Source organism: Accumulibacter sp. (genome assembly GCF_016789985.1).
Classification (GTDB): domain Bacteria; phylum Pseudomonadota; class Gammaproteobacteria; order Burkholderiales; family Rhodocyclaceae; genus Accumulibacter.
Map to the genome: position 1 here is coordinate 1 of NZ_JAEUOL010000176.1, position 20,138 is coordinate 20,138.

Annotated in this window: 19 protein-coding genes, 1 tRNA gene and 1 pseudogene; 9 read left to right on the plus strand and 12 right to left on the minus strand. The window is 63.5% G+C overall.

Annotation, left to right across the window (positions count from 1 at the left end):
* Together JNK99_RS10455 and JNK99_RS10460 are read left to right on the plus strand one after the other, a co-directional pair.
* On the plus strand, positions 1–538 hold a 538-nt coding region (locus tag JNK99_RS10455; protein WP_291852473.1), incomplete at its 5' end, for a lipid II flippase MurJ.
* 19 nt (positions 539–557) lie between these two features.
* On the plus strand, positions 558–1,187 hold the full coding sequence (locus JNK99_RS10460; RefSeq protein WP_291852476.1) for a YbhB/YbcL family Raf kinase inhibitor-like protein: 630 nt from the start codon (positions 558–560) through the stop codon (positions 1,185–1,187).
* A gap of 102 nt (positions 1,188–1,289) precedes the next feature.
* Here the strand turns inward: JNK99_RS10460 and JNK99_RS10465 are convergent, their stop codons facing one another.
* The 8 genes from JNK99_RS10465 to JNK99_RS10500 all read right to left on the minus strand — a co-directional run bounded on the left by JNK99_RS10465 (position 1,290) and on the right by JNK99_RS10500 (position 7,782).
* Positions 1,290–3,707 (minus strand): sodium-translocating pyrophosphatase, encoded by a 2,418-nt coding sequence (locus JNK99_RS10465; protein ID WP_291852480.1) that lies wholly within the window; start codon positions 3,705–3,707, stop codon positions 1,290–1,292.
* Positions 3,708–3,805: 98 nt separating this feature from the next.
* Entirely contained in the window at positions 3,806–3,964 is a 159-nt protein-coding gene (locus JNK99_RS10470; protein ID WP_291852483.1) for a hypothetical protein, read from the minus strand.
* A 10-nt stretch (positions 3,965–3,974) separates the two neighbouring features.
* Positions 3,975–4,628: an adenylate kinase gene (adk, locus tag JNK99_RS10475; protein WP_291852486.1), complete on the minus strand. Its 654-nt coding sequence runs from the start codon at positions 4,626–4,628 to the stop codon at positions 3,975–3,977.
* Positions 4,629–4,759: 131 nt separating this feature from the next.
* A complete protein-coding gene (kdsB, locus tag JNK99_RS10480; protein ID WP_291852525.1) occupies positions 4,760–5,524 on the minus strand; it encodes a 3-deoxy-manno-octulosonate cytidylyltransferase in 765 nt (254 codons plus the stop codon).
* 15 nt (positions 5,525–5,539) lie between these two features.
* Complete coding sequence (locus tag JNK99_RS10485; RefSeq protein WP_291852488.1) at positions 5,540–5,716, minus strand: Trm112 family protein; 177 nt, start codon at positions 5,714–5,716, stop codon at positions 5,540–5,542.
* Positions 5,697–6,743, minus strand: a complete 1,047-nt coding sequence (lpxK, locus tag JNK99_RS10490) for a tetraacyldisaccharide 4'-kinase (RefSeq protein ID WP_291852491.1) — start codon at positions 6,741–6,743, stop codon at positions 5,697–5,699. Before lpxK ends, JNK99_RS10485 begins: the two co-directional genes overlap by 20 nt.
* Complete coding sequence (locus JNK99_RS10495) at positions 6,743–7,159, minus strand: biopolymer transporter ExbD (protein WP_291852494.1); 417 nt, start codon at positions 7,157–7,159, stop codon at positions 6,743–6,745. The genes lpxK and JNK99_RS10495 overlap by 1 nt, the downstream gene beginning before the upstream one ends.
* A 14-nt stretch (positions 7,160–7,173) precedes the next feature.
* Positions 7,174–7,782 carry a MotA/TolQ/ExbB proton channel family protein gene (locus JNK99_RS10500; protein WP_291852497.1) on the minus strand — a complete coding sequence of 203 codons (609 nt, stop codon included), beginning with the start codon at positions 7,780–7,782 and terminating at the stop codon, positions 7,174–7,176.
* 278 nt (positions 7,783–8,060) lie between these two features.
* On the opposite strand from JNK99_RS10500, the gene xseA reads away from it, so the two are divergent.
* Both xseA and JNK99_RS10510 read left to right on the plus strand, forming a co-directional pair.
* Positions 8,061–9,476, plus strand: coding sequence for an exodeoxyribonuclease VII large subunit (gene xseA, locus JNK99_RS10505; protein ID WP_291852500.1), 1,416 nt, complete (start codon positions 8,061–8,063; stop codon positions 9,474–9,476).
* 91 nt (positions 9,477–9,567) lie between these two features.
* Positions 9,568–10,155: a Fe-Mn family superoxide dismutase gene (locus JNK99_RS10510; protein WP_291852502.1), complete on the plus strand. Its 588-nt coding sequence runs from the start codon at positions 9,568–9,570 to the stop codon at positions 10,153–10,155.
* A 418-nt stretch (positions 10,156–10,573) separates the two neighbouring features.
* On the opposite strand, the gene JNK99_RS10515 is transcribed toward JNK99_RS10510, so the two are convergent.
* The 3 genes from JNK99_RS10515 to JNK99_RS10525 all read right to left on the minus strand — a co-directional run bounded on the left by JNK99_RS10515 (position 10,574) and on the right by JNK99_RS10525 (position 12,590).
* Positions 10,574–10,774 carry a hypothetical protein gene (locus JNK99_RS10515; protein WP_291852505.1) on the minus strand — a complete coding sequence of 67 codons (201 nt, stop codon included), beginning with the start codon at positions 10,772–10,774 and terminating at the stop codon, positions 10,574–10,576.
* A gap of 105 nt (positions 10,775–10,879) precedes the next feature.
* Positions 10,880–11,356 carry a single-stranded DNA-binding protein gene (gene ssb / locus JNK99_RS10520; protein ID WP_291852507.1) on the minus strand — a complete coding sequence of 159 codons (477 nt, stop codon included), beginning with the start codon at positions 11,354–11,356 and terminating at the stop codon, positions 10,880–10,882.
* Between the two features lie 40 nt (positions 11,357–11,396).
* Positions 11,397–12,590, minus strand: a complete 1,194-nt coding sequence (locus tag JNK99_RS10525) for an MFS transporter (RefSeq protein ID WP_291852510.1) — start codon at positions 12,588–12,590, stop codon at positions 11,397–11,399.
* A gap of 96 nt (positions 12,591–12,686) precedes the next feature.
* Between JNK99_RS10525 and uvrA the strand changes: the two genes are divergently transcribed.
* From uvrA to JNK99_RS10550, 5 genes are all read left to right on the plus strand, one after another.
* A complete protein-coding gene (uvrA, locus tag JNK99_RS10530) occupies positions 12,687–15,584 on the plus strand; it encodes an excinuclease ABC subunit UvrA (protein WP_291852513.1) in 2,898 nt (965 codons plus the stop codon).
* Between the two features lie 212 nt (positions 15,585–15,796).
* Positions 15,797–16,081: an HU family DNA-binding protein gene (locus JNK99_RS10535; protein WP_291852516.1), complete on the plus strand. Its 285-nt coding sequence runs from the start codon at positions 15,797–15,799 to the stop codon at positions 16,079–16,081.
* Between the two features lie 132 nt (positions 16,082–16,213).
* On the plus strand, positions 16,214–16,816 hold the full coding sequence (locus JNK99_RS10540) for a hypothetical protein (RefSeq protein WP_291852519.1): 603 nt from the start codon (positions 16,214–16,216) through the stop codon (positions 16,814–16,816).
* A gap of 91 nt (positions 16,817–16,907) precedes the next feature.
* Positions 16,908–16,983 (plus strand) — tRNA-Ala (locus JNK99_RS10545).
* 86 nt (positions 16,984–17,069) lie between these two features.
* Entirely contained in the window at positions 17,070–19,235 is a 2,166-nt protein-coding gene (locus tag JNK99_RS10550; protein ID WP_291852522.1) for an exonuclease domain-containing protein, read from the plus strand.
* A 212-nt stretch (positions 19,236–19,447) separates the two neighbouring features.
* Here the strand turns inward: JNK99_RS10550 and JNK99_RS10555 are convergent.
* A pseudogene (locus tag JNK99_RS10555) lies at positions 19,448–19,909 on the minus strand (transposase); the annotation flags it as partial.
* Positions 19,910–20,138: the final 229 nt, after the last annotated feature.

Genomic DNA, 20,138 nt, shown 5'->3' on the forward strand with positions numbered 1-20,138 from the left:
CAGCCTTTTTCACTATGGGGCTTTCACTGCCAACGATGTCTTCAGAACGCGTGACGCCCTGGTCGCCTACAGTCTCGGCCTGCTGGCGATGATCCTGGTCAAGGTGCTGGCCCCCGGCTTCTATGCCCGCCAGAACATCCGGACGCCGGTCAGGATCGCCATCCTGACCCTGTTCGCCACGCAAGTGTTGAACCTGCTGCTGATCGGCTGGCTCGAACACGCCGGGCTGGCACTGGCCATCGGCCTGGCCGCCAGTCTCAACGCCACCCTGCTCTACCGCGGGCTGCGCCAGCTCGGTATCTACACCCCGCAACCCGGCTGGCTGCTGTTCTACGCCCGGCTCGGCTTGGCCATGGCAGCGCTGGGCGGCGCGCTCTGGTTCCTGTCTGGCGAGACGACCGACTGGCTGCGCTGGAACCTCACTCAACGCCTGCTGCGCCTTTCTCTGGTCGTCGGTTTGGGTGCCGCGGCCTATTTCGCTACACTATGGGTCGCCGGTTTTCGCATGCGGGATTTCAAACGCAGCGCGGCCGAATAATCAATCAGGAGGATTAGGCATGAAATTGATCAGCAGCGGTTTCACCGACGGACAGCCGATACCCGGCGACTTCGCCTTCTGCATACCCGACCCGGCGCACCACGTGTGCCTGGGCTGCAACCTCAACCCGCAACTGGCCTGGAGCGACGTGCCGGCGGGCACCCGCTCCTTCGCGCTGATCTGCCACGACCCGGATGTCCCGAGCCAGGGTGACGACGTCAACCAGGAAGATCACAGCGTGCCGGCATCACTGGCGCGGGTGGATTTCTTCCACTGGGTGCTGGTCGATTTGCCAGCCGATCGCCGGGAAATCGCGCAAGGCGAGTTCTCCGACGAGGTCACGCCGCGTGGCAAGCCAGGCCCGCACGCGCCGCACGGCGCGCGGCAGGGCATCAACGACTACACGGCATGGTTTGCCGGCGACAACGACATGCGTGGCGACTACTACGGTTACGATGGTCCCTGTCCGCCCTGGAATGACGAGATCGTCCATCATTACGTGTTCACGCTTTTCGCTCTTGATGTCGGCCGCCTGGACATCGAGGGCAAGCTGACCGGCCCGCAGGTGCGCGCCGCGCTGCAGGGCCATGTTCTTGCCGCAGCGACATTGATCGGCACCTACACGCTCAATCCGGCGGTTCGCCTCTAGCAGGCCAAGCGGCACGGGTTCTCCGCTCATGTAAAAAAGGCCGCGTCAGCGGCCTTTTACCCGTCTGCCGGGCAGCCGAGGCTGCCCGCCATCCAAGCAGGCTTACTGCACGCTGACCTCGACACGACGCGCCTCGGCGGGGTCGCCGCTGCCGGTGGTGACCTCGGGTTTGCGCAACTCGATCCGCTCTTCGGCGATACCGACGTTCTTGAGCGCGTCACGCACTGCTTTCGCCCGATTCTTGGCGACCTCCTCGTTGGCCGCCTGGCTACCACTCGGATCGTGGAAGCCTGAAATGGCAAGCTTGGCCGCCGGATTCGCCTTGGCGTAGGCAACGACCGCTTCGAGGATCTGGCCGGCGTCCGCCGGCACTTCCGCGACGCCCACCGCAAAGTAGAGCTTGGCTGCAGGCACGGCCGCTACCGGGGCCGCCGCCGGGGTGCTGACAAGCGGCTTGGCAACCGATGCCGGGACCATCAGCGGCACGATCATCAGGGCCACGATGTTGATGATCTTGATCAGCGGGTTGACCGCCGGGCCAGCCGTATCCTTGTAGGGATCGCCGACCGTATCGCCGGTCACCGCAGACTTGTGGGCATCGGAGCCCTTGCCGCCAAAGTGGCCGTCCTCGATGTACTTCTTGGCGTTATCCCAGGCGCCACCACCAGTGGTCATCGAGATGGCAACGAAAAGACCGGTGATGATGGTACCCATCAGCAGGCCACCCAGCGCCTTCGGGCCAAGCAGCAGGCCAACCAGGACCGGCACGAGGACCGGCAACAGAGAAGGAACGATCATTTCGCGGATGGCGGCGACCGTCAGCATGCCGACCGCGCGCGAATAGTCCGGTTTCGCCTTCCCTTCCATGATCCCCCTGATTTCCTTGAACTGCCGGCGCACTTCAATGACCACCGAGCCGGCCGCACGACCAACCGCCTCCATCGCCATGGCGGCGAAGAGGTAGGGAATCAGGCCGCCGAGGAAAAGGCCGATGATCACCATATGATCCGACAGGTCGAAGCGCAGGCCACCGCCAAAGTTGACTTCGAGGGCGTGCGTGTAGTCGGCGAAGAGTACCAGCGCGGCCAGACCGGCCGAACCGATGGCATAGCCCTTGGTCACCGCCTTGGTGGTGTTGCCGACGGCATCGAGCGGGTCGGTCACGTCGCGCACCGATTTCGGCAACCCGGACATCTCGGCAATACCGCCGGCGTTGTCGGTGATCGGACCGTAGGCGTCGAGTGCCACGATGATGCCGGTCATCGACAGCATCGAGGTCGCGGCGATGGCGATGCCATACAGACCGGCCAGCGCGTAGGTGATGTAGATCGCCGCACAGACCGCCAGGACCGGCAAGGCGCAGGCCTTCATCGAAACCGCCAGACCGGCAATGATGTTGGTGCCATGACCGGTGGTCGACGCTTCAGCCACCCGCTTGACCGGCGAAAAGTCGGTGCCGGTGTAGTACTCGGTGATCCACACCAGGACACCGGTGAGCACGAGACCGATCGCTGCGCACCAGAAAATGTTCATCGAACTGATCAGGCTGCCGTCGGCAAGTGTGACGCCAGTGCCGAGCATCATGGTGGTGATCGGATAATAGGCGATCAGGGCCAGCACGCCGGCCACGGCCAGGCCACGATAGAGCGCGTTCATGATCTTGCCGCCATCGTTCGACTTGACGAAGAAGCAGCCGATGATCGAAGCGATGATCGAGACGCCACCCAGGACCAGCGGATAGACCACCAGATTGTCGTTGGCCGCGGCGACACCCTTGAGCATCATGGCGCTGAGCACCATCGTTGCCACGACGGTGACCGCATAGGTTTCAAACAGGTCGGCCGCCATGCCCGCACAGTCGCCGACGTTGTCACCGACGTTGTCGGCAATCACTGCCGGGTTGCGAGGATCGTCCTCCGGAATGCCCGCCTCGACCTTGCCGACCAAGTCGGCACCAACGTCGGCACCCTTGGTGAAGATGCCGCCACCAAGACGAGCGAAGATCGAGATCAACGAACCGCCGAAGGCCAGACCGACCAGCGGTTCGACCGTGTGCTGCAGGTCGGCACCAGATCCCTTGAGTAGCGCATAGTAGCCGGCCACACCGAGCAGACCCAGACCGACGACCAGCATGCCGGTGATGGCGCCGCCCTTGAACGCGACATTGAGTGCCGCAGCGATGCCGTTGCGTGCCGCTTCCGCGGTACGCACGTTGGCGCGCACCGAAACGTTCATCCCGATGAAGCCGGTCGCCCCGGAAAGCAGCGCGCCGATCAGGAAGCCGAAGGCCATTAGCTTGCCCAGCGCGAACCAGATGAGGACGAAGAGGACTGCGCCGACCAGCGCAATCGTCGTGTACTGCTTGGCAAGATATGCCGACGCACCTTCCTGGATGGCTTTGGCAATTTCCTGCATGCGTGGGTTGCCGGCCGGCAACGAGAGAATCCATTTCGTCATTGCCGCGCCATAGAGCACCGCAATGACCGCGCACACCAGCGCGAACATCAAACCAGTCGACATAAGCTACCTCCCTCTCAAGATTACCCTGGCCCGCGGGCCAATCCCCGTAGACCTGACTCACCCCACATCTGTAACAAAAAAATCGATCGCCCTGTCCTTTACGTCCCCTCGATCCAGGACCGCGACACCGGTGCACAGGCAGCAACGAAAACCGGCCAGCCAGCGACTGCCTTGCGCGCGGCGCAGTCCGTACCACGCCACAGCAGACCATTGACCTGTCGCTTCAGCGTCGTGCCGTTCAGGTTCCGCCCAGTCATCACCGAACGCCTACTCGAGCGCCTCGAAAGCCGCCTGCCTGATGTCTTCCACACTGCCTACACCAGCAATCCTGCGGCACTTCGGTGCACCGGGGTCGCCACTGGCAGCCCACTTGCCGTAGTACTCGAGCAGGGGCTTGGTTTGCGAATGGTAGACCTCGAGCCTTTTCCTGACCGTTGCCTCCTGATCGTCGTCGCGCTGGATCAGATCATCCCCGGTGACGTCATCCTTGCCGTCGACGCGCGGCGGATTGAAGCGAACATGGTAAGTCCGACCCGACCCGGGATGAACCCGCCGCCCGCTCATCCGTTCGATGATTTCCTCGTCGGCCACGTCGATTTCGAGCACGTAGTCGAGCGCCACACCAGCCTCCTTCATTGCTTCGGCTTGCGGCAGCGTCCGCGGAAAACCGTCGAACAGGTAACCTGCACGACAGTCATCCTGCTGCAGGCGAGCGGTCACCAGGCCGATGATGATCTCGTCCGACACCAAGCCCCCCGCATCCATGACCTTTTTCGCTGCGATACCAAGCGGCGTACCAGCCTTGACCGCAGCACGCAGCATGTCGCCGGTGGAGATTTGTGGAATCCCGAACTTTTCCCGAATGAACTGGGCCTGGGTGCCCTTGCCAGCGCCTGGCGCGCCGAGCAGAATGAGTTTCATGATTCGCCTTATGAGAACAACAAAACGTTCATTTTGTCCATCACTTCAGGTACTTGCATTCTTGCAATCGGGTCTCGCCAACACGTTGTCGTGACCAACAGGCGGAAACTTACCCGCAAAAGCGCGCTCGGTCAAACGTTTTTGAACCGTTGCTGCATCCTGCGGGCATCGTCCGGGGTGTCCACTCCGGCACCCGGCAGGTGTTCGGCAAGTGCCACGCTGATGCGAAAGCCGTGCCACAAGGCGCGCAATTGTTCGAGCGCCTCGAGGCTTTCCAGCGGCGACGGAGCCAGCCGGCCATAGGCCCGCAGGAAATGCCCGCGATAAGCGTACAACCCGACATGGCGATAGGCCAGCATCTCGGCCGGCAGTGTCTCGCCGCCGGCTTCGCGGGCAAAGTGGTCGCGCGCGTAAGGAATCGGCGCACGCGAGAAGTACAGGGCATCACCACGTGCGGTCAGGACAACCTTGACGATATTGGGATTGAAGAAGTCTGCCGCATCGACCACCGGATGCGCCACCGTGGCAATGTCGGCCCCGCTGTCGACCAGCCGTGCAGCCGTGCGGGCGATCAGCGCGGGATCGATCAGCGGCTCGTCACCCTGCACGTTGACCACGATCGTGTCGTCAGCCCAGCCTGACGATTCGACCACCTCCGCCAAGCGGTCTGTCCCGCTGGCATGGTCCGGACGGGTCAGCAGGGCGTTCAGGCCGTGCTGCCTGACCACCTCGCACACCTCGCGGTGATCGGTGGCGACCACCACTTCTTCCGGCCCCGAGAGCAAGGCACGCTCGGCCACCCGCACGACCATCGGCTTGCCACCGAGATCGAGCAAGGGCTTGCCCGGCAACCGGGTCGAGGCGTAACGGGCGGGGATGACGACCTTGAAACGCATCACCGCAACGCTCCGTCAGAGTTCGTCGCCGGCGACCGGCCGCGCCTCGTCGGCAAGCATGATCGGGATGCCGTCACGCACCGGAAACGCCAGGCGACAGGGTTTGCACAACAGCTCCGCCAGCGCCTTGCGGTATTCCAGATTGGCCTTGCAGATCGGGCAGACCAGAATGTCAAGCAGGCGTGCGTCCATGGAGTTTCTCCAGAATTGTCTCGAATAAACCAGGCTGACCGGGCTGCGCACTCATCACTGCCTCGACCGGCAGCACCCACGCCTCACCGATCGCCAGCGGAGTGCATTTTACTGCATCCTTCTCGGTCATCAGCAGCACACCATCGCTTGCGAAAGCCAGGTCGGCGGCGCGATAGGCGTGATGATCCGGAAACGGGCGCGCCTCGAACGTCAGATCGAGCGCCTCGAGCTGGGAAAAAAAGCGCGCCGGGTCGCCGATGCCGGCGATCGCGTACAGCTTCCGGCCACGCAGTTCATCCGCATCACAACTGCGCGGCTCACCGTTCACGGCGACAAATCGCCGACCGGTCAGCCGCATGAAAAACTGCGGCAAGGGCCGGGCAACACGGTCGGGCCGGCTTTCCGCCGGCCCATTCCACACCACCGCATCGACCCGCCGCAGGCGGCGCAGTGGCTCGCGCAGCGGGCCAGCCGGCAGGAGGCACCCATTGCCGACCCCGCGCGCATCGAACAATGCCACTTCGATCGAACGCTGCAGGTGGTAGTGCTGCAAGCCGTCGTCCGAGACAATCACATCACAATCGGGATGCTTCGTCAGCAGAGCCCGCCCCGCTGCAGCGCGGTCGCGACCAACGAAAACCGGTGCGCCGCTGCGCCTAGCCAGAAGCAAAGGCTCGTCACCGACCAGCACGGCCGGCGACGAGGCAACGACCTGTAACACCTGTCTGTTGGCGCCGCCGTAACCACGACTGATGATGCCTGGCCGCCAGCCATGCTGCTGCAGGCGGTGCACCAGCCACAGCACGAGCGGCGTCTTGCCACTGCCGCCGACGGTCAGGTTGCCGACCACGACCACCGGCACGGGCAGACGGATCGAGCGCAGCAGGCCGCAGGCATAGAGCCCGCGCCGGACGGCGACGAGCAGGGCGAACAACCAGGAAAGCGGCAGCAACGGCCAGAGCGCAACGACCAGACGGCGCTGGTACCACCAGCCGGGCAAACGCTGCGCGAGGCCTGCAGCAGCCATCAGCGCGGTGATTGCGTGGCGAAGGAAATTCGCGGATAGCCGGCAGTCTGCGCCGCCTGCATGATGTCGACGACGCTCTGATAGCTGGCCTTGGCGTCGGCGTTGATCACGATCACCGGCTCCTTGGCGTCGCCGGCCGCGCGCCGCAGCGCCTCGCTGATCGTCTGTACGCTGACTGCGGCAAGCGGGACTTTGTTGACCAGAACCTGCCCGGCAGCGGTCAGCGCCACATTGATCTCGTTCGGCGGCTCCGCCTGCTTGCTGGCATCGGCGGTCGGCAGGTTGATCTCGAGCCCGGAAAACTTGGCGTAGGTGGTGGTCAGCATGAGGAAAATGATGATGACCAGGAGCACGTCAATCAGGGGGATCAGATTGATCTCGGGCTCATCGCTGGCGCGGCTCCGTCGGAAGTCCATCCCGGCCTCTTCTCTCAGTCCTTGCGCTCGCCGTGCAGCACCTCGACCAAACGCACTGCCTGCTGCTGCATCTCGACGATGAAGCTATCCACCAGAGCACGGAAATGCCGCCAGAAGATCATGCTCGGTATGGCGATCAGCAACCCGAATCCGGTGTTGTACAAGGCGACCGAGATGCCGTGCGCCAACTGGATCGGATTGCTTCCACCGGGCGACTGCGAACCGAAGATCTCGATCATGCCGACGACGGTCCCGAACAGCCCCATCAACGGACTGATCGAAGCAATGGTCCCCAGTGTCGTCAGATAGCGGGCGAGATCGTGCGCCACGACGCCACCGGCCTCCTCGATCGCTTCCCTCATGATGTCGCGTGAACTGCCGACATTGCGCAAACCGGCGCCGAGGACGCGGCCGAGCGGTGAGTGCGCCTCCAGGTTGCCGACCAGCGCTGCACTGACCCCATTCTGTCGATACTCGGCAACCACCCGTTGCAGGAGAGCGGGCGGAACGACCTTGCTGCGCCGCAGCGCCACCAGGCGCTCGAGGATCAGGGCGACGGCGATGATTGATGCCAGCAGCAAGGGCCAGATCGGCCACCCAGCAGCCTGAATGATGGAAAACACCTTTTGCTCCGGAAGATTCTGACAGGCGGCCACTTTAGCCTGCGCCGACGTTTGCAGCAAGCCCCGGGATTGGTGGCAGCCCTCCGGCGCGAGACCACTTGTCCCCAGGTTCTGTGGACAAGCGAACCGATAGCCTGTTGGTGAAACTGCCAAGTCACGCTATGGGAAGGACTTTTGCGGTATGCCACGAAAGCGGGCGACGGGCGCCCGGCCGGCATAGCCTCGCGACTAGCTGCTGCGCACTGTCTGGCACCAGCGCAAGCAGGTAGAATCCGGTCATGTCAGAACTCTCCTGCGCCAGCCTCATGTCGTCGGCGACGACGGCAGCAGCGGTGATTCCCGTTTCCCTGCTCAATCGCCTGGCCCGCGAACGGCTGGAGGCCGCCTTTCCCCTGTGCTGGGTCGCCGGAGAAGTCTCCAACCTGAGCCATGCGGCTTCCGGGCATGTGTACTTCTCGCTCAAGGACAGCGCGGCACAGGTGCGCTGCGTGATGTTCCGCAGCCGGGCACAACTGCTCGGCTGGCGACTCGATAACGGCCAGCACATCGAGGCGCGCGTGCTGGTCACCCTTTACGAGGCGCGCGGCGATTTCCAGCTCACTGTCGAAGCGGCGCGCCGTGCCGGGCTCGGCAACCTGTACGAGAAATTCCTCCGCCACAAGGAAAGGCTGGAGCGCGAAGGACTCTTCGACAGTGCCTGCAAACGTCCCCTGCCCGCCTTTCCCCGCCGGATCGGCATCATCACTTCACCCCAGGCGGCAGCCCTGCGCGACGTGCTGAGCACGCTCGGGCGGCGCGCCGGCCAGGTCAGCATCGTGCTCTACCCGACACCGGTGCAGGGCGACGGAGCCGGCCCGCAGATCGCCGACGCCATCCGCCGTGCCGGCGAGCGCGGCGAGTGCGAGGTGCTGATCGTCTGCCGTGGGGGCGGCAGCATCGAAGACCTCTGGGCCTTCAACGATGAAGCCGTGGCGCGCGCCATCCGGGCCTGCCCGCTGCCGGTGATCAGCGGGATCGGGCATGAAACCGACTTCACCATTGCCGATTTTGCCGCCGACCGGCGGGCGCCGACCCCCACCGCAGCGGCCGAGATGGCGGCCCCCGAGCGAAGCGTCCTGCTCGCGCGGCTCGCCGCCGGCCAGCTTGCCTTGCGTCGCCAGATGGAGCAGACGCTCAACCAGCGCAATCAGCAAGTGGACTGGCTGGCGCAGCGCCTGCAGCACCCGGCGCACGACCTGGCGCGGCAGCAGGAGGCCTTGCGCAACCTGCAGCGACGGCTTGACGCGAACCTGTTGCAGGCCAGCGCGCGGGCACGCAGCACGCTCGTCGAACTCGGCCATCGCCTGCTGCTGCAGCGCCCGGATCCGGTACGCCAAGGCATCCATCTGGCGGGACTGGCGCGCCGACTGCGTGGCGCCACGCGGGAAACGCTGCGCAGCAAGGTCGGCGACCTGAGCCGCCTGAGCGCCGGGCTGTCGCACCTCAACCCGGGCGAGGTTCTCGCCCGAGGCTACAGCATCGTCACCACCCGGCAGGGACAGATCGTCCGCCGGAGCGCGCTGCTGGAACCTAGCCAGCAGATCGCTGTCTTCTTCCACCAGGGACGCGCCGACGCCACCGTCCTGGCAGTTTCCGCGGATGACGGCAATCCGTTTGCCGCCGCCACCATTGCCAGCAAGACAGGCCCCGAATAGAATCCGGCGGTCGAGCAGAACGGATCGCTTCCTGCTGCAAGTCATCCCTATCACCCTCTTCACTTCATAACAGGCCTCACGGAGAACACTCATGGAACATCAGCTGCCGCCACTGCCCTTCGCCATTGACGCCCTGGCACCGCACATGTCGCAAGAAACCCTCGAGTACCACTATGGCAAGCACCATCAGGCCTACGTCACCAACCTCAACAACCTGATCAAGGGAACCGACTACGAATCGCTCGATCTCGAAGCCATCATCCGCAAGGCCCCGGCTGGCGGGATCTACAACAACTCGGCACAAGTCTGGAACCACAGCTTTTTCTGGAATTGCCTGCAGCCGAACGGCGGCGGCACCCCGGATGGCGCCCTGGGCGCTGCCATCGATGCCCGCTGGGGATCGTTCGCCGAGTTTGCCAAGGCCTTTCAGGCTTCGGCGGTCGGCAACTTCGGATCGGGTTGGACCTGGCTGGTCAGAAAACCCGACGGCTCGCTGGATATCGTGAACATGGGCGCGGCCGGCACCCCGCTGACCACCGGAGACAAGGCGCTGCTGTGCATCGACGTCTGGGAACACGCCTATTACATCGACTACCGCAACCTGAGGCCGAAGTTCGTCGAGACCTTCCTCGCCAAACTCGCCAACTGGAGCTTCGCCGGGCAGAATTTCGCCGCGTAGACAGGTCGTCCGGCGCGATACGGCAGCCTGCGCCAGCGGGCATCCGTCGCGGATGTCCGCTCTTCTTGTCGCCCGGCTGGCCGGCGGCACCCGACCCGGAAGCGGAACACCGACGCCGTCGCCCGCCAGTGTTCGTTGCCATCGATCGCCGATTCGCTGCTTGTCTCAGCCCATATCGTTATACACATAGATGGTCGCCCCTGGTTTGCCAAGCCTTCATTCGCTGATGGGAATCAGGTGGAGATTGCAGCCATAGATCCGGACTCTCGTTCGGGGCCACTGCCCCGTCCCTGATGGAATTGAGCCCAACCCGAATGACGATTTCAAAACGGAACCCAACTAGGACGCGTCGTTTAGGCGACGCGTATCCGGACTTTCAGTCCGCAACATAAACCCACCGGCTTTAGCCGGTGGTTGTTTAGTTCCGCCAGATGGAGCCGACGGGCGACAACACCAGTGCACCGACCGCATTGACCCGGCCTTTGTCGTCGATGAATTCGAAGTTCGACCAGGCGCGCCAGGGGTTGCGATGCGGCAGCCGATCACGCAACCAGCCGAGTACATCCCTTTCCCAGGCGAAACCGGACTCCGGGATCCTTGTCCAGCGGGGCCCTTTCATGGCAAAGTCTGGCAGGCTAGGAGGGGAATGGGGCAAAGCGCCTCGAACAGCGTTTGCCTCGACCCCCGCGCCGCCCGTCTTGCCCGTCGTCCAGCCTCCGGCCGGCTAGAACGGGATGTCGTCGTCCATGTCGTCAAAACTCGGTGCCTTCTTGGCGGGCGCCGAACGTCCCGCCGCGCCGGAAGCGGCGGTGGACGGCATGCTGCCGCCGTACTCGCCTTCGCCCGCGGCGGGCGAACCCATGCCTTCGCGACTGCCGAGCATTTTCATCTCGCTGCCAACGATTTCGGTCGTGTAGCGTTCGTTGCCATCCTTGTCCTGCCACTTGTTGGTCCGGATGCGCCCTTCGACATAAACCTGGCGACCCTTTTTCAGGTACTGGCCGGCTGTTTCGGCCAGCTTGCCAAAGAAGACCACGCGATGCCACTCGGTGTACTCCTTGTATTCGCCGGATACCTTGTCGCGCGTCCGATCGGTGGTGGCCATCCTGATGTTGCAGACGGCATCGCCGCTTGGCAGATAGCGGGTTTCCGGATCAGCGCCCAGATTGCCGACGAGAATCACCTTGTTGACCGAAGCCATGTTGCCTCCCTGAATGGTATTTGAGAAATGATCGGCGCAATTATAGGAACTTTTCCGCTGTCGCCTGCCGGCCGCGCAAGGGCGGCATCGACATGGTCAGCCCGAGCAGCAGCCAGACCACCGTCAGCAGGGCACCGCCGAGCCATACCGCGCCGGCACCGGAATACTTGGCGAGCACGCCGCCAAAGACGCCCCCGAGAAACAGGCCGAGCGCCTGTGTCGTATTGTAGACACCGAGCGCCGCCCCCTTGGCGTGCGGCGGTGCAATGCGCGAAATCAGGGACGGCTGCGTTGCTTCGAGGATGTTGAAAGCGACGAAGAAGAGCATCAGCCAGAATGCCAGGCCGTAGAGACCGCCGGCAAACAGTCCGAAACCGGCCTGCACGGCCAGCAGGATGACGATCGCCGAATTGAAGATCAGTTTCATGCGCGCGAAGCGCTCGGCGACGACGATCGCCGGCACCATGATGACAAAGGAAATCAGCAATGCCGGCAGGTAGACCTTCCAGTGCTCGGCGACCGGCAGCCCACCAGTGCTGACCAGCTCGGCCGGCAGCAGCACCCACATCGCGGTCAGCATCAGGTGCAGGGCGAATACGCCGAAATTGAGGCGCAGCAACTGGCGATGCGCGAGGACTTCGACGAAGCTCGGCCAAGCCGGTTGCCGCGGCACCATCGGAGCGGCGGGAACCACCCTGAGAACCACGAAAATGGCCAGCAGGGCCAACCCGCCGGTAAGCGCGAAGATGCCGGGCATGCCGATGACCGAATACAGCAGCGGTGCGCCGACCATCGAGACCGCGAAAACCATGCCGATCGACGAACCGATCATGGCCATCACCTTGGTCAGGTGCTGCTCGCGCGTCAGATCGGCGGCGAGCGCCGTGACCGCCGCCGAAATGGCGCCGGCCCCCTGCAGCACCCGGCCGGCGATGACGAGGTAGATGTCGTCCGCGAAAGCGGCGACGAAACTGCCGATGACGAAGAGGGCCAGCCCGAAAACGATCACCGGCTTGCGTCCGAAATGATCGGAGGCGGCGCCGTAGGCAATCTGCAGGCAGGCCTGGGTCAGCCCGTAGGCACCGAGCGCCATGCCGACCAGCGCCATGTCCTTGCCCGAAGGCAAATCGCGGGCATACAGCGAGAAGACCGGCAGGATGAGAAACAGACCAAGCATGCGCAAGGCGAAAACCGCCGCCAGACTGATGCCGGCTCGCTTTTCTTGGCTGCTCATACGGTCGGGGCTCGAGGCGGACATGGAGTTTGCTGCCGGGCTGCGGAATTGCGTATATTAGCAGGTTTGCCCAGGCGCCTCAGAGCAGCTCCCCCAATGGACGATACCAACCAGATCAGAATTCGTGGCGCGCGCACGCATAACCTGAAGAACATCAGTCTTGATCTGCCGCGCCATCGACTGATCGTGGTCACCGGCCTGTCGGGATCGGGAAAGTCGTCGCTCGCCTTCGACACGCTCTACGCCGAAGGCCAGCGGCGCTACGTCGAATCCCTGTCGGCCTACGCCCGGCAGTTCCTGCAGCGCATGGAAAAGCCCGATGTCGATCTGATCGAGGGGCTGTCGCCGGCGATTTCCATCGAACAGAAGGCAACCAGCCACAACCCGCGCTCGACGGTCGGTACGGTGACCGAGATTCACGACTATCTGCGGCTGCTCTTCGCCCGTGCCGGCACCCCCTACTGCGCCGAGCACCAGTTGCCGCTCGAAGCACAGACCGTCTCGCAGATGGTCGATCACGTGCTGGCACTGCCCGAGGGAAGTCGCCTGATGATCCTGGCACCGGTGATTGCCAATCGCAAGGGTGAGCAGGCCGAACTGTTCGCCGAGTTGCGCGCCCAGGGTTTCGCCCGCCTGCGGGTCAACGGACAGATTCACGAGATCGACGACCTCCCCAAACTCGCCAAGACCCACAAGCACACGATCGACGTGGTGGTCGACCGCCTGAAGGTGCGCGAAGACATTCGCCAGCGCCTGGCCGAGTCGTTCGAAACCGCCCTGCGCCACGCCGACGGTCGGGTGATCGCCTGCGAGATGGACAGCGCACGCGAGCATTTCTTCTCCGCCCGCTTTGCCTGTCCGGTATGCTCGTACTCGATCCAGGAGCTCGAACCGCGGCTTTTCTCCTTCAACAGCCCGATGGGCGCCTGTCCGAAGTGCGATGGCCTCGGTGTCATCCAGTTCTTCGATCCGCAGCGCATCGTCACGCGGCCGGAGCTGTCGCTGGCGGCCGGCGCGATTCGCGGCTGGGACCGGCGCAACCCTTTCTATTTTCAGATGCTCGGCTCGCTTGCCGCGCACTATGGCTTCGCGCTCGACACGGCTTTCCGGGATTTGCCGGAGAATGTCCGGCAGATCATTCTCTACGGCTCAGGCCGCGAAACGCTGCCGTTCGGCTACCTCAACGAGCGTGGCCACCCCACCCTGCGGGAACACGCCTTCGAAGGTATCGTGGTGAACCTCGAACGACGCTACAAGGAAACCGACTCGCTTGCCGTGCGCGAGGAACTGGCGCGCCTGATCAGCAACCGCAGCTGCCCGGCGTGCCAGGGCAGCCGTCTGCGCGAGGAAGCACGCAATGTGCGCATCGGCAGCCAGGCGGATGCGCGCACCCTGCACGAAATCAGCCGCCAGCCGCTGGCCGCGGTACGCGACTATTTCCTTTCGCTGCAACTCCCTGGCAACAAGGCGCAGGTAGCGGAAAAGGTGCTCAAGGAGATCGTCAGCCGCCTGCAGTTCCTGATCAATGTCGGTCTCGACTACCTGTCGCTCGAGCGCTCGGCGGAGACCCTGTCCGGCGGCGAAGCGCAGCGTATCCGCCTGGCATCGCAGATCGGCTCGGCGCTGACCGGCGTGATGTACGTCCTCGACGAACCTTCGATCGGCCTGCATCAGCGCGACAACGAGCGCTTGCTGAAGACACTGAAGCAACTGCGCGACATCGGCAATACGGTGATCGTCGTCGAGCACGACGAGGAGGCCATCCGCAGCGCCGACCACGTCGTCGACCTCGGTCCCGGAGCCGGCGTTCATGGCGGCTTCATCGTCGCCGAGGGCACGCCGGCCACGATCATCGACCACCCGGCGTCACTCACCGGCGACTACCTGTCCGGGCGCCGCAGCATCGGCATCAACCGCCAGAGGCGCCAGCCCGATGCCGGGCGAATGCTGTGCATCAGCGGGGCACGCGGCAACAACCTCAGGAACCTGACGGTCGCCATTCCGGTCGGTCTGTTCACCTGCATCACCGGGGTTTCCGGCTCGGGCAAGTCGACGCTGATCAACGACACGCTGTATCTGGCAGCCGCCCGGCAGATCTACGGTTCGACCGCCGAGCCGGCCGCGCATGACCTGATCGTCGGCCTCGACCATTTCGACAAGGTGATCAACGTCGACCAGAGCCCGATCGGCCGCACGCCGCGCTCCAACCCGGCCACCTACACCGGCCTGCTGACGCCGATCCGTGAGCTGTTCGCCGGCGTTCCGGAAGCCCGCTCGCGTGGCTACGGCCCCGGCCGCTTCTCGTTCAACGTCAAGGGTGGACGCTGCGAGGCCTGCCAGGGCGACGGCGTGATCAAGGTCGAAATGCACTTTCTGCCCGACGTTTACGTGGCCTGCGACGTCTGCCATGGCAAGCGCTACAACCGGGAAACGCTGGAGGTGCAGTACAAGGGCAGGAACATCCACGACGTCCTGCAGATGACGGTCGAAGTGGCGCGGGAATTCTTCGACCCGGTGCCGGTCATCGCGCGCAAGCTGCAAACGCTGGTGGATGTCGGTCTCAGCTACATCACGCTTGGCCAGTCCGCCACCACCCTCTCCGGCGGCGAGGCACAGCGCGTCAAACTGGCGCTCGAGCTATCGAAACGTGACACCGGTCGAACCCTCTACATCCTCGACGAGCCGACCACGGGCCTGCATTTCCATGACATCGAACTGCTGCTCAGCGTCCTCCATCGCCTGGTAGACCATGGCAATACGGTGGTGGTCATCGAGCACAACCTCGATGTGATCAAGACCGCCGACTGGTTGATCGATCTCGGCCCCGAAGGGGGCGCCGGCGGTGGTGAACTCCTGGCCAGCTGCCCTCCGGAAGAGCTTGCCGCGGTAGCCGCCAGCCACAGCGGACGCTTTCTGGCACCGCTGCTCGCCCGGCACCACGCGGCCACGGCCGGCGCGCCAGACCTGACCAGCGAGAACGCTCCAGAATCGTGAGCAATGGGTCGCGCACCCGGCATCCTGGCCGGCGTCGGCCTGCTCGTCGGCGACCTGCCAGGCCCCGGGCGCAAGCAAAAAACTTGCTTGCAGGGGTAAAATCCATGCCAGAATTGACGCCTTTGAATTCCTGATCGTTTCGCTTCCCGCGGCCACCGTGAAACATAACAATCGAGCTAGAGGAAGGCCTTTTGACCACCTGAGGAGCCCCCATGAACAAGTCTGAAATGATCGACGCCATTGCCGCCCACAGCGAGCTGTCCAAGGCTGCTTCGGCGAAAGCGCTCGATGCCGTGATCGAAACCATCATTGAAACCGTCGCCCGGGGAGAAGCAGTGACACTGGTCGGTTTCGGTTCCTTCAAGGCAAGCGAACGCGCGTCTCGCGAAGGAAAGAATCCCAAATCCGGCGAAAAGATCCTGATCCCGCAAACGACCGTCCCGAAATTCGCCGCCGGCGCAACCTTCAAGGCACGCGTGGCCGGCAAGGACGAGTAGGACCAGCAACTGCACCTGCCTGCGCCGAGCGATCCGGCTCGGCAAGTCCCGGACGGGACCTGCTTCCCCCTGTCACTGCCGTTCCCTTTCCCTACAACGACCCTCAATCACCCCCCATAGGAGTTCCTCCGCATGCGTATCCGTACCGCCTTGGCCACGGCCGCCCTGATCCTGCTGCCGCTCACCGCTGCCGCTCAACAACCTGCCGTCGCCGAAGGTCTGGCTGCCGTGGGTCCCGGCAAGTTCGCCGGAGTGGTCGAAGCCAAAATGACCCTAGCCGTTGAAGCGATCGACAAGACATCGCGTACCGTTATCCTGAAGAACAACAAGGGCGAGCAATCCAAAGTCGTGGTCGGCGACGAGGTCAAGAATTTCGACCAGATCAAAGTCGGCGACCTGGTGGTGGTCCGCTATACCCAGGAACTTCTGATGACCCTCAGGAAGGGTGGCGGTGCACTGCGCGAGCGCATCGACAGCTCGCAGAGCGCGACCGCTGCTCCCGGCCAGAAGCCGGGCGCCTACGAGGCAAAGGAAGTCGCTTTCATCGCCGATGTGCAGCAGGTCGACCGCAAGAAACGCACTGTGACCCTGCGCGGCGCGCAAAAGACGGTCACCCTGAAGATCAAGGATCCGGAGCAACTCAAGCAGATCAACAAGGGGGACCAGGTTGAAGGCGTCTATGCCGAAGCGATTGCCATCGCCGTCGTGCCAGCCGGCGCCAAGGCCAGGAAATAGGCCGCGCAGTCCCGTCATGGTCAGGTTGCCTCGGCAGCCACGCCGCGGCATTGACGCTGCCACCTGTGGCGCATAGAATGCGTGCGTTCTTGGGGGCATAGCTCAGCTGGGAGAGCGTCTGGTTCGCAATCAGAAGGTCGGCGGTTCGATCCCGCCTGTCTCCACCAAGCAATCGTTCAGCACCCAGCCCGGCTCAAAAAGCCGGGCTTTTTGCTGGGCTACCGCAAGTAGCCACCATGCCCCGTCCCGAACAATGAACGCGCGCTTTCGTCTGGCCATCTCGGTCGGCATTCTCTTTCTGTTGATGACCGGCCCCTTCGTGATCACCGCCCTGCTGATCTGGGCAGGTGCGCAGGAGGCGGAGCGGGAGCTGCTCGTGCGCCTGGTCGCGCCGCACCTGTCGCTGGGTGCGATGATGACTGCCTTCGGCTTCCTGCTCGGCCTGCTGGTCATCCGTTACCTGTTCCGCGAGTACGTCCAGGGTTTGCTCCGCATGGTCGAGAACCTGCGCCTGATGCTGTCGGCCAATCGCAACTTCCGGGTCACGCCCGAAGGGCCACCGGAGGTCCGCTTGCTGGCTGCGGCCACCAACGATCTGGCGCAACAACGGGATGGACTGATGGACGATGTCGATGCGCAGATCGCTGCAGCCAAGTCGTCGGTGGAAGAGGAAAAGAATCGCCTGGCCGCACTGATGTCCGAGTTGGCGCAGGCGGTCGTGGTATGCAACCTCGACGGACGCATCCTGCTCTACAACAGCCGTGCCCGGCTCCAGTTCAGGGCGCTTGCCCGAGGCAGCACGGCCGTTGCCGGAGGCGCGCTGATCGGGCTGGGCCGTTCGATCTTTTCCATCCTCGAGCGCAGCCAGATCGACCATGCGCTCGACGTCGTGCGTCAGCGCCTGCACAAGGGAGCCGCCACGGCGATCGCCAACTTCATCACGGCCGCCCGTGGCGGGCAGCTCCTGCGGGTGCAACTGGTTCCCGTGCTGACCACCGACCAAGAGCCGCACCAGCGCGGGATGAGCGGTTACGTGCTGACGGTCGAGAACATTACGCGCAGTCTGGAACAGGAGTCGCGGCGCGATCAAGTGCTGCAATCGCTGACCGACGGTACCCGCGGCAGCCTGGCCAACATCCGCGTGGCGGTCGGCAACCTGATGGACTACCCGGACATCGAGCCGGAAATTCGTGAGCGTTTCGTCGGCATCATCAGCGATGAAGTAGTCCGCATGAGTCAACGGCTCGATCAGACCATGAGCGAGTTTGCCGACTCGCTGAAGACCCGCTGGCCACTCGAGGATGTCCAGGGGATGGACATCATCACCGCGGCGCAACGCAGAATCGAGGAAGAACTGAAGCTGTCCACCAAGAGCGAGGAGAGCGACGAGGATATCTGGTTACGCGCCGAAAGCTTCTCGTTGGTGTTCTCGATCTGCTTTCTGGCGGCACGGCTGGTCGATCATTACCGGATCCGTGAGTTGCGCTTCCGGCTGCTACCCTGCGGCAAGCTGGCCTACCTTGACCTCATCTGGGCCGGCCAGACCATGTCTTCGGAAGCTTTCTATACCTGGGAAACCGACCCCATGCGATTCGGCAAGGAAAGCTCGCCCTTGTCCTTGCGCGACGTCATCGACCGCCATGGCGGCGAGATCTGGTACGAAAGGGAAAAGGCTGCGCAGCGTGCGTTCTTCCGCTTCGTGCTGCCGGTGGTCCTGCCCGAGAACGTCACGCCACAAGAAACGCTCGACGAACTCAGCGTACGTCCGGAATACTACGACTTCGACCTCTTCCACTTCCGCGACCGGAGCATCGACCTCGACCGGCCTCTCACGGATCTGACCTATACCGTGTTCGATACCGAGACCACCGGCCTCGAGCCCGCCGCCGGCGACGAAATCATCCAGATCGGTGCGCTGCGCATCGTCAATGGCCGCTTGTTGCGACATGAGAACTTCGAACAACTGGTCGATCCACAGCGCTTTCTGCGACCGGAAGGTATCCGCATTCACGGCATCACCGATGACATGGTGCGCGGACAGCCCCAGATCGACGTGGTTCTGCCGGCCTTCCACGAGTTTTGCAACGACACCGTCCTGGTCGCCCATAACGCGGCGTTCGACATGCGCTTTCTGCAACTGAAGGAAGAGGCGACCGGCGTCGTTTTTAGCCAGCCGGTCCTCGACACGCTGCTGCTTTCCGGTGTACTGCATGCCAACCAGGAGTCCCATCAGCTCGACCACATCGCCGAGCGGCTCGGGGTGACCATCGAAGGTCGCCACAATGCGGTAAGCGACGCCTGTGCAACCGGAGAGGTATTCCTGAAAATGCTGCCCTTGCTCGCACAGAGGGGAATCGTGACTCTGCGGCAGGCGCTCGAAGCTTCCGAAAAGAGCTACTTCGCGCGCGTCAAATACTGATCGATCGCTTCAACCCAGGCTTGCGGGGCACCGCCGGCATGCTTGGCAAACAAACAGGATTCATCCCTCGGCACGCGCGAGGATTCGGAGTGAATATGCATTTCACGAGGATGTAGTGGTCCAGTTCCAGCAGATACTTAATGTGAAAGAAGCCAGTCTCCAAGCGTGCGCATACCTGACCGCGCTCGGTCATAGCGATCGGTTGTCGTGAATCAGGCGGCTGCGGGGATGAAGCCGAAGCGAGCCAGAGCCTTGATCCAGCGAGAGGCGTTGCGCTGCACACAGAGCTGCTCATAGTTGGTGGCGGAATCCCGGGAATAGTCGCCGCGCTTGAGCATGAAGAAAAGGGGGCGCAACCTCTTGTGAGCGAGCGCGACGATGGCGCGCTTGTGGCCACGACGAACGATCAGCGATTGGAACTTGGCGTGGAACGCTGATTTGGTGCGGCTGGCGGCGTGAGCGAACTCACCCAGGAGTCGTCGGACATAGGGATTGCCCTTGCGAACGCGTGCGGATTTGCGCTTTCCGGCGGACTCGTTGTTACCCGGACAGATGCCCACCCAGGAAGCCAGACGGTCGGGGCTGCCGAAGACGCTCATGTCGCAGCCGATCTCGACGAGCAGCCTGGCGGCACCGACGGTGTCGACACCCGGCAGGGTTTGCAGCAGAACCGAAGTTGCCTGAAGGCGACAGGTCGCCAACGGCCCTTTTAATGTGTGCGCTCGATCGCAGCAATCCGGGGTACGAGTCGGTTCAGCGGGTCACGTTACCGTGAAAGCCCATCGCTGAAGTGACGTGACCATGCCTGCCGACAAGCAGCATTGTTTGAACAGCCGCTGGGCCCGACCCCAGGTGTTCAGCGGCGAATCAGTGTGCGGCGCTGGCCGCTGGTGGGTTGTGGCT

Bases quoted from the DNA above. Each gene is read 5' to 3' on its own strand.
- JNK99_RS10460 (WP_291852476.1), top strand. From the start codon at position 558: ATGAAATTGATCAGCAGCGGTTTCACCGACGGACAGCCGATACCCGGC.
- JNK99_RS10550 (WP_291852522.1), top strand. From the start codon at position 17,070: ATGAACGCGCGCTTTCGTCTGGCCATCTCGGTCGGCATTCTCTTTCTG.
- xseA (WP_291852500.1), top strand. From the start codon at position 8,061: ATGTCAGAACTCTCCTGCGCCAGCCTCATGTCGTCGGCGACGACGGCA.
- JNK99_RS10535 (WP_291852516.1), top strand. From the start codon at position 15,797: ATGAACAAGTCTGAAATGATCGACGCCATTGCCGCCCACAGCGAGCTG.
- lpxK (WP_291852491.1), bottom strand. From the start codon at position 6,743: ATGGCTGCTGCAGGCCTCGCGCAGCGTTTGCCCGGCTGGTGGTACCAG.
- JNK99_RS10510 (WP_291852502.1), top strand. From the start codon at position 9,568: ATGGAACATCAGCTGCCGCCACTGCCCTTCGCCATTGACGCCCTGGCA.
- JNK99_RS10470 (WP_291852483.1), bottom strand. From the start codon at position 3,964: ATGACTGGGCGGAACCTGAACGGCACGACGCTGAAGCGACAGGTCAAT.
- JNK99_RS10485 (WP_291852488.1), bottom strand. From the start codon at position 5,716: ATGGACGCACGCCTGCTTGACATTCTGGTCTGCCCGATCTGCAAGGCC.
- ssb (WP_291852507.1), bottom strand. From the start codon at position 11,356: ATGGCTTCGGTCAACAAGGTGATTCTCGTCGGCAATCTGGGCGCTGAT.
- JNK99_RS10515 (WP_291852505.1), bottom strand. From the start codon at position 10,774: ATGAAAGGGCCCCGCTGGACAAGGATCCCGGAGTCCGGTTTCGCCTGG.
- JNK99_RS10465 (WP_291852480.1), bottom strand. From the start codon at position 3,707: ATGTCGACTGGTTTGATGTTCGCGCTGGTGTGCGCGGTCATTGCGGTG.
- kdsB (WP_291852525.1), bottom strand. From the start codon at position 5,524: ATGCGTTTCAAGGTCGTCATCCCCGCCCGTTACGCCTCGACCCGGTTG.
- JNK99_RS10540 (WP_291852519.1), top strand. From the start codon at position 16,214: ATGCGTATCCGTACCGCCTTGGCCACGGCCGCCCTGATCCTGCTGCCG.
- adk (WP_291852486.1), bottom strand. From the start codon at position 4,628: ATGAAACTCATTCTGCTCGGCGCGCCAGGCGCTGGCAAGGGCACCCAG.
- JNK99_RS10525 (WP_291852510.1), bottom strand. From the start codon at position 12,590: ATGAGCAGCCAAGAAAAGCGAGCCGGCATCAGTCTGGCGGCGGTTTTC.
- JNK99_RS10495 (WP_291852494.1), bottom strand. From the start codon at position 7,159: ATGGACTTCCGACGGAGCCGCGCCAGCGATGAGCCCGAGATCAATCTG.
- uvrA (WP_291852513.1), top strand. From the start codon at position 12,687: ATGGACGATACCAACCAGATCAGAATTCGTGGCGCGCGCACGCATAAC.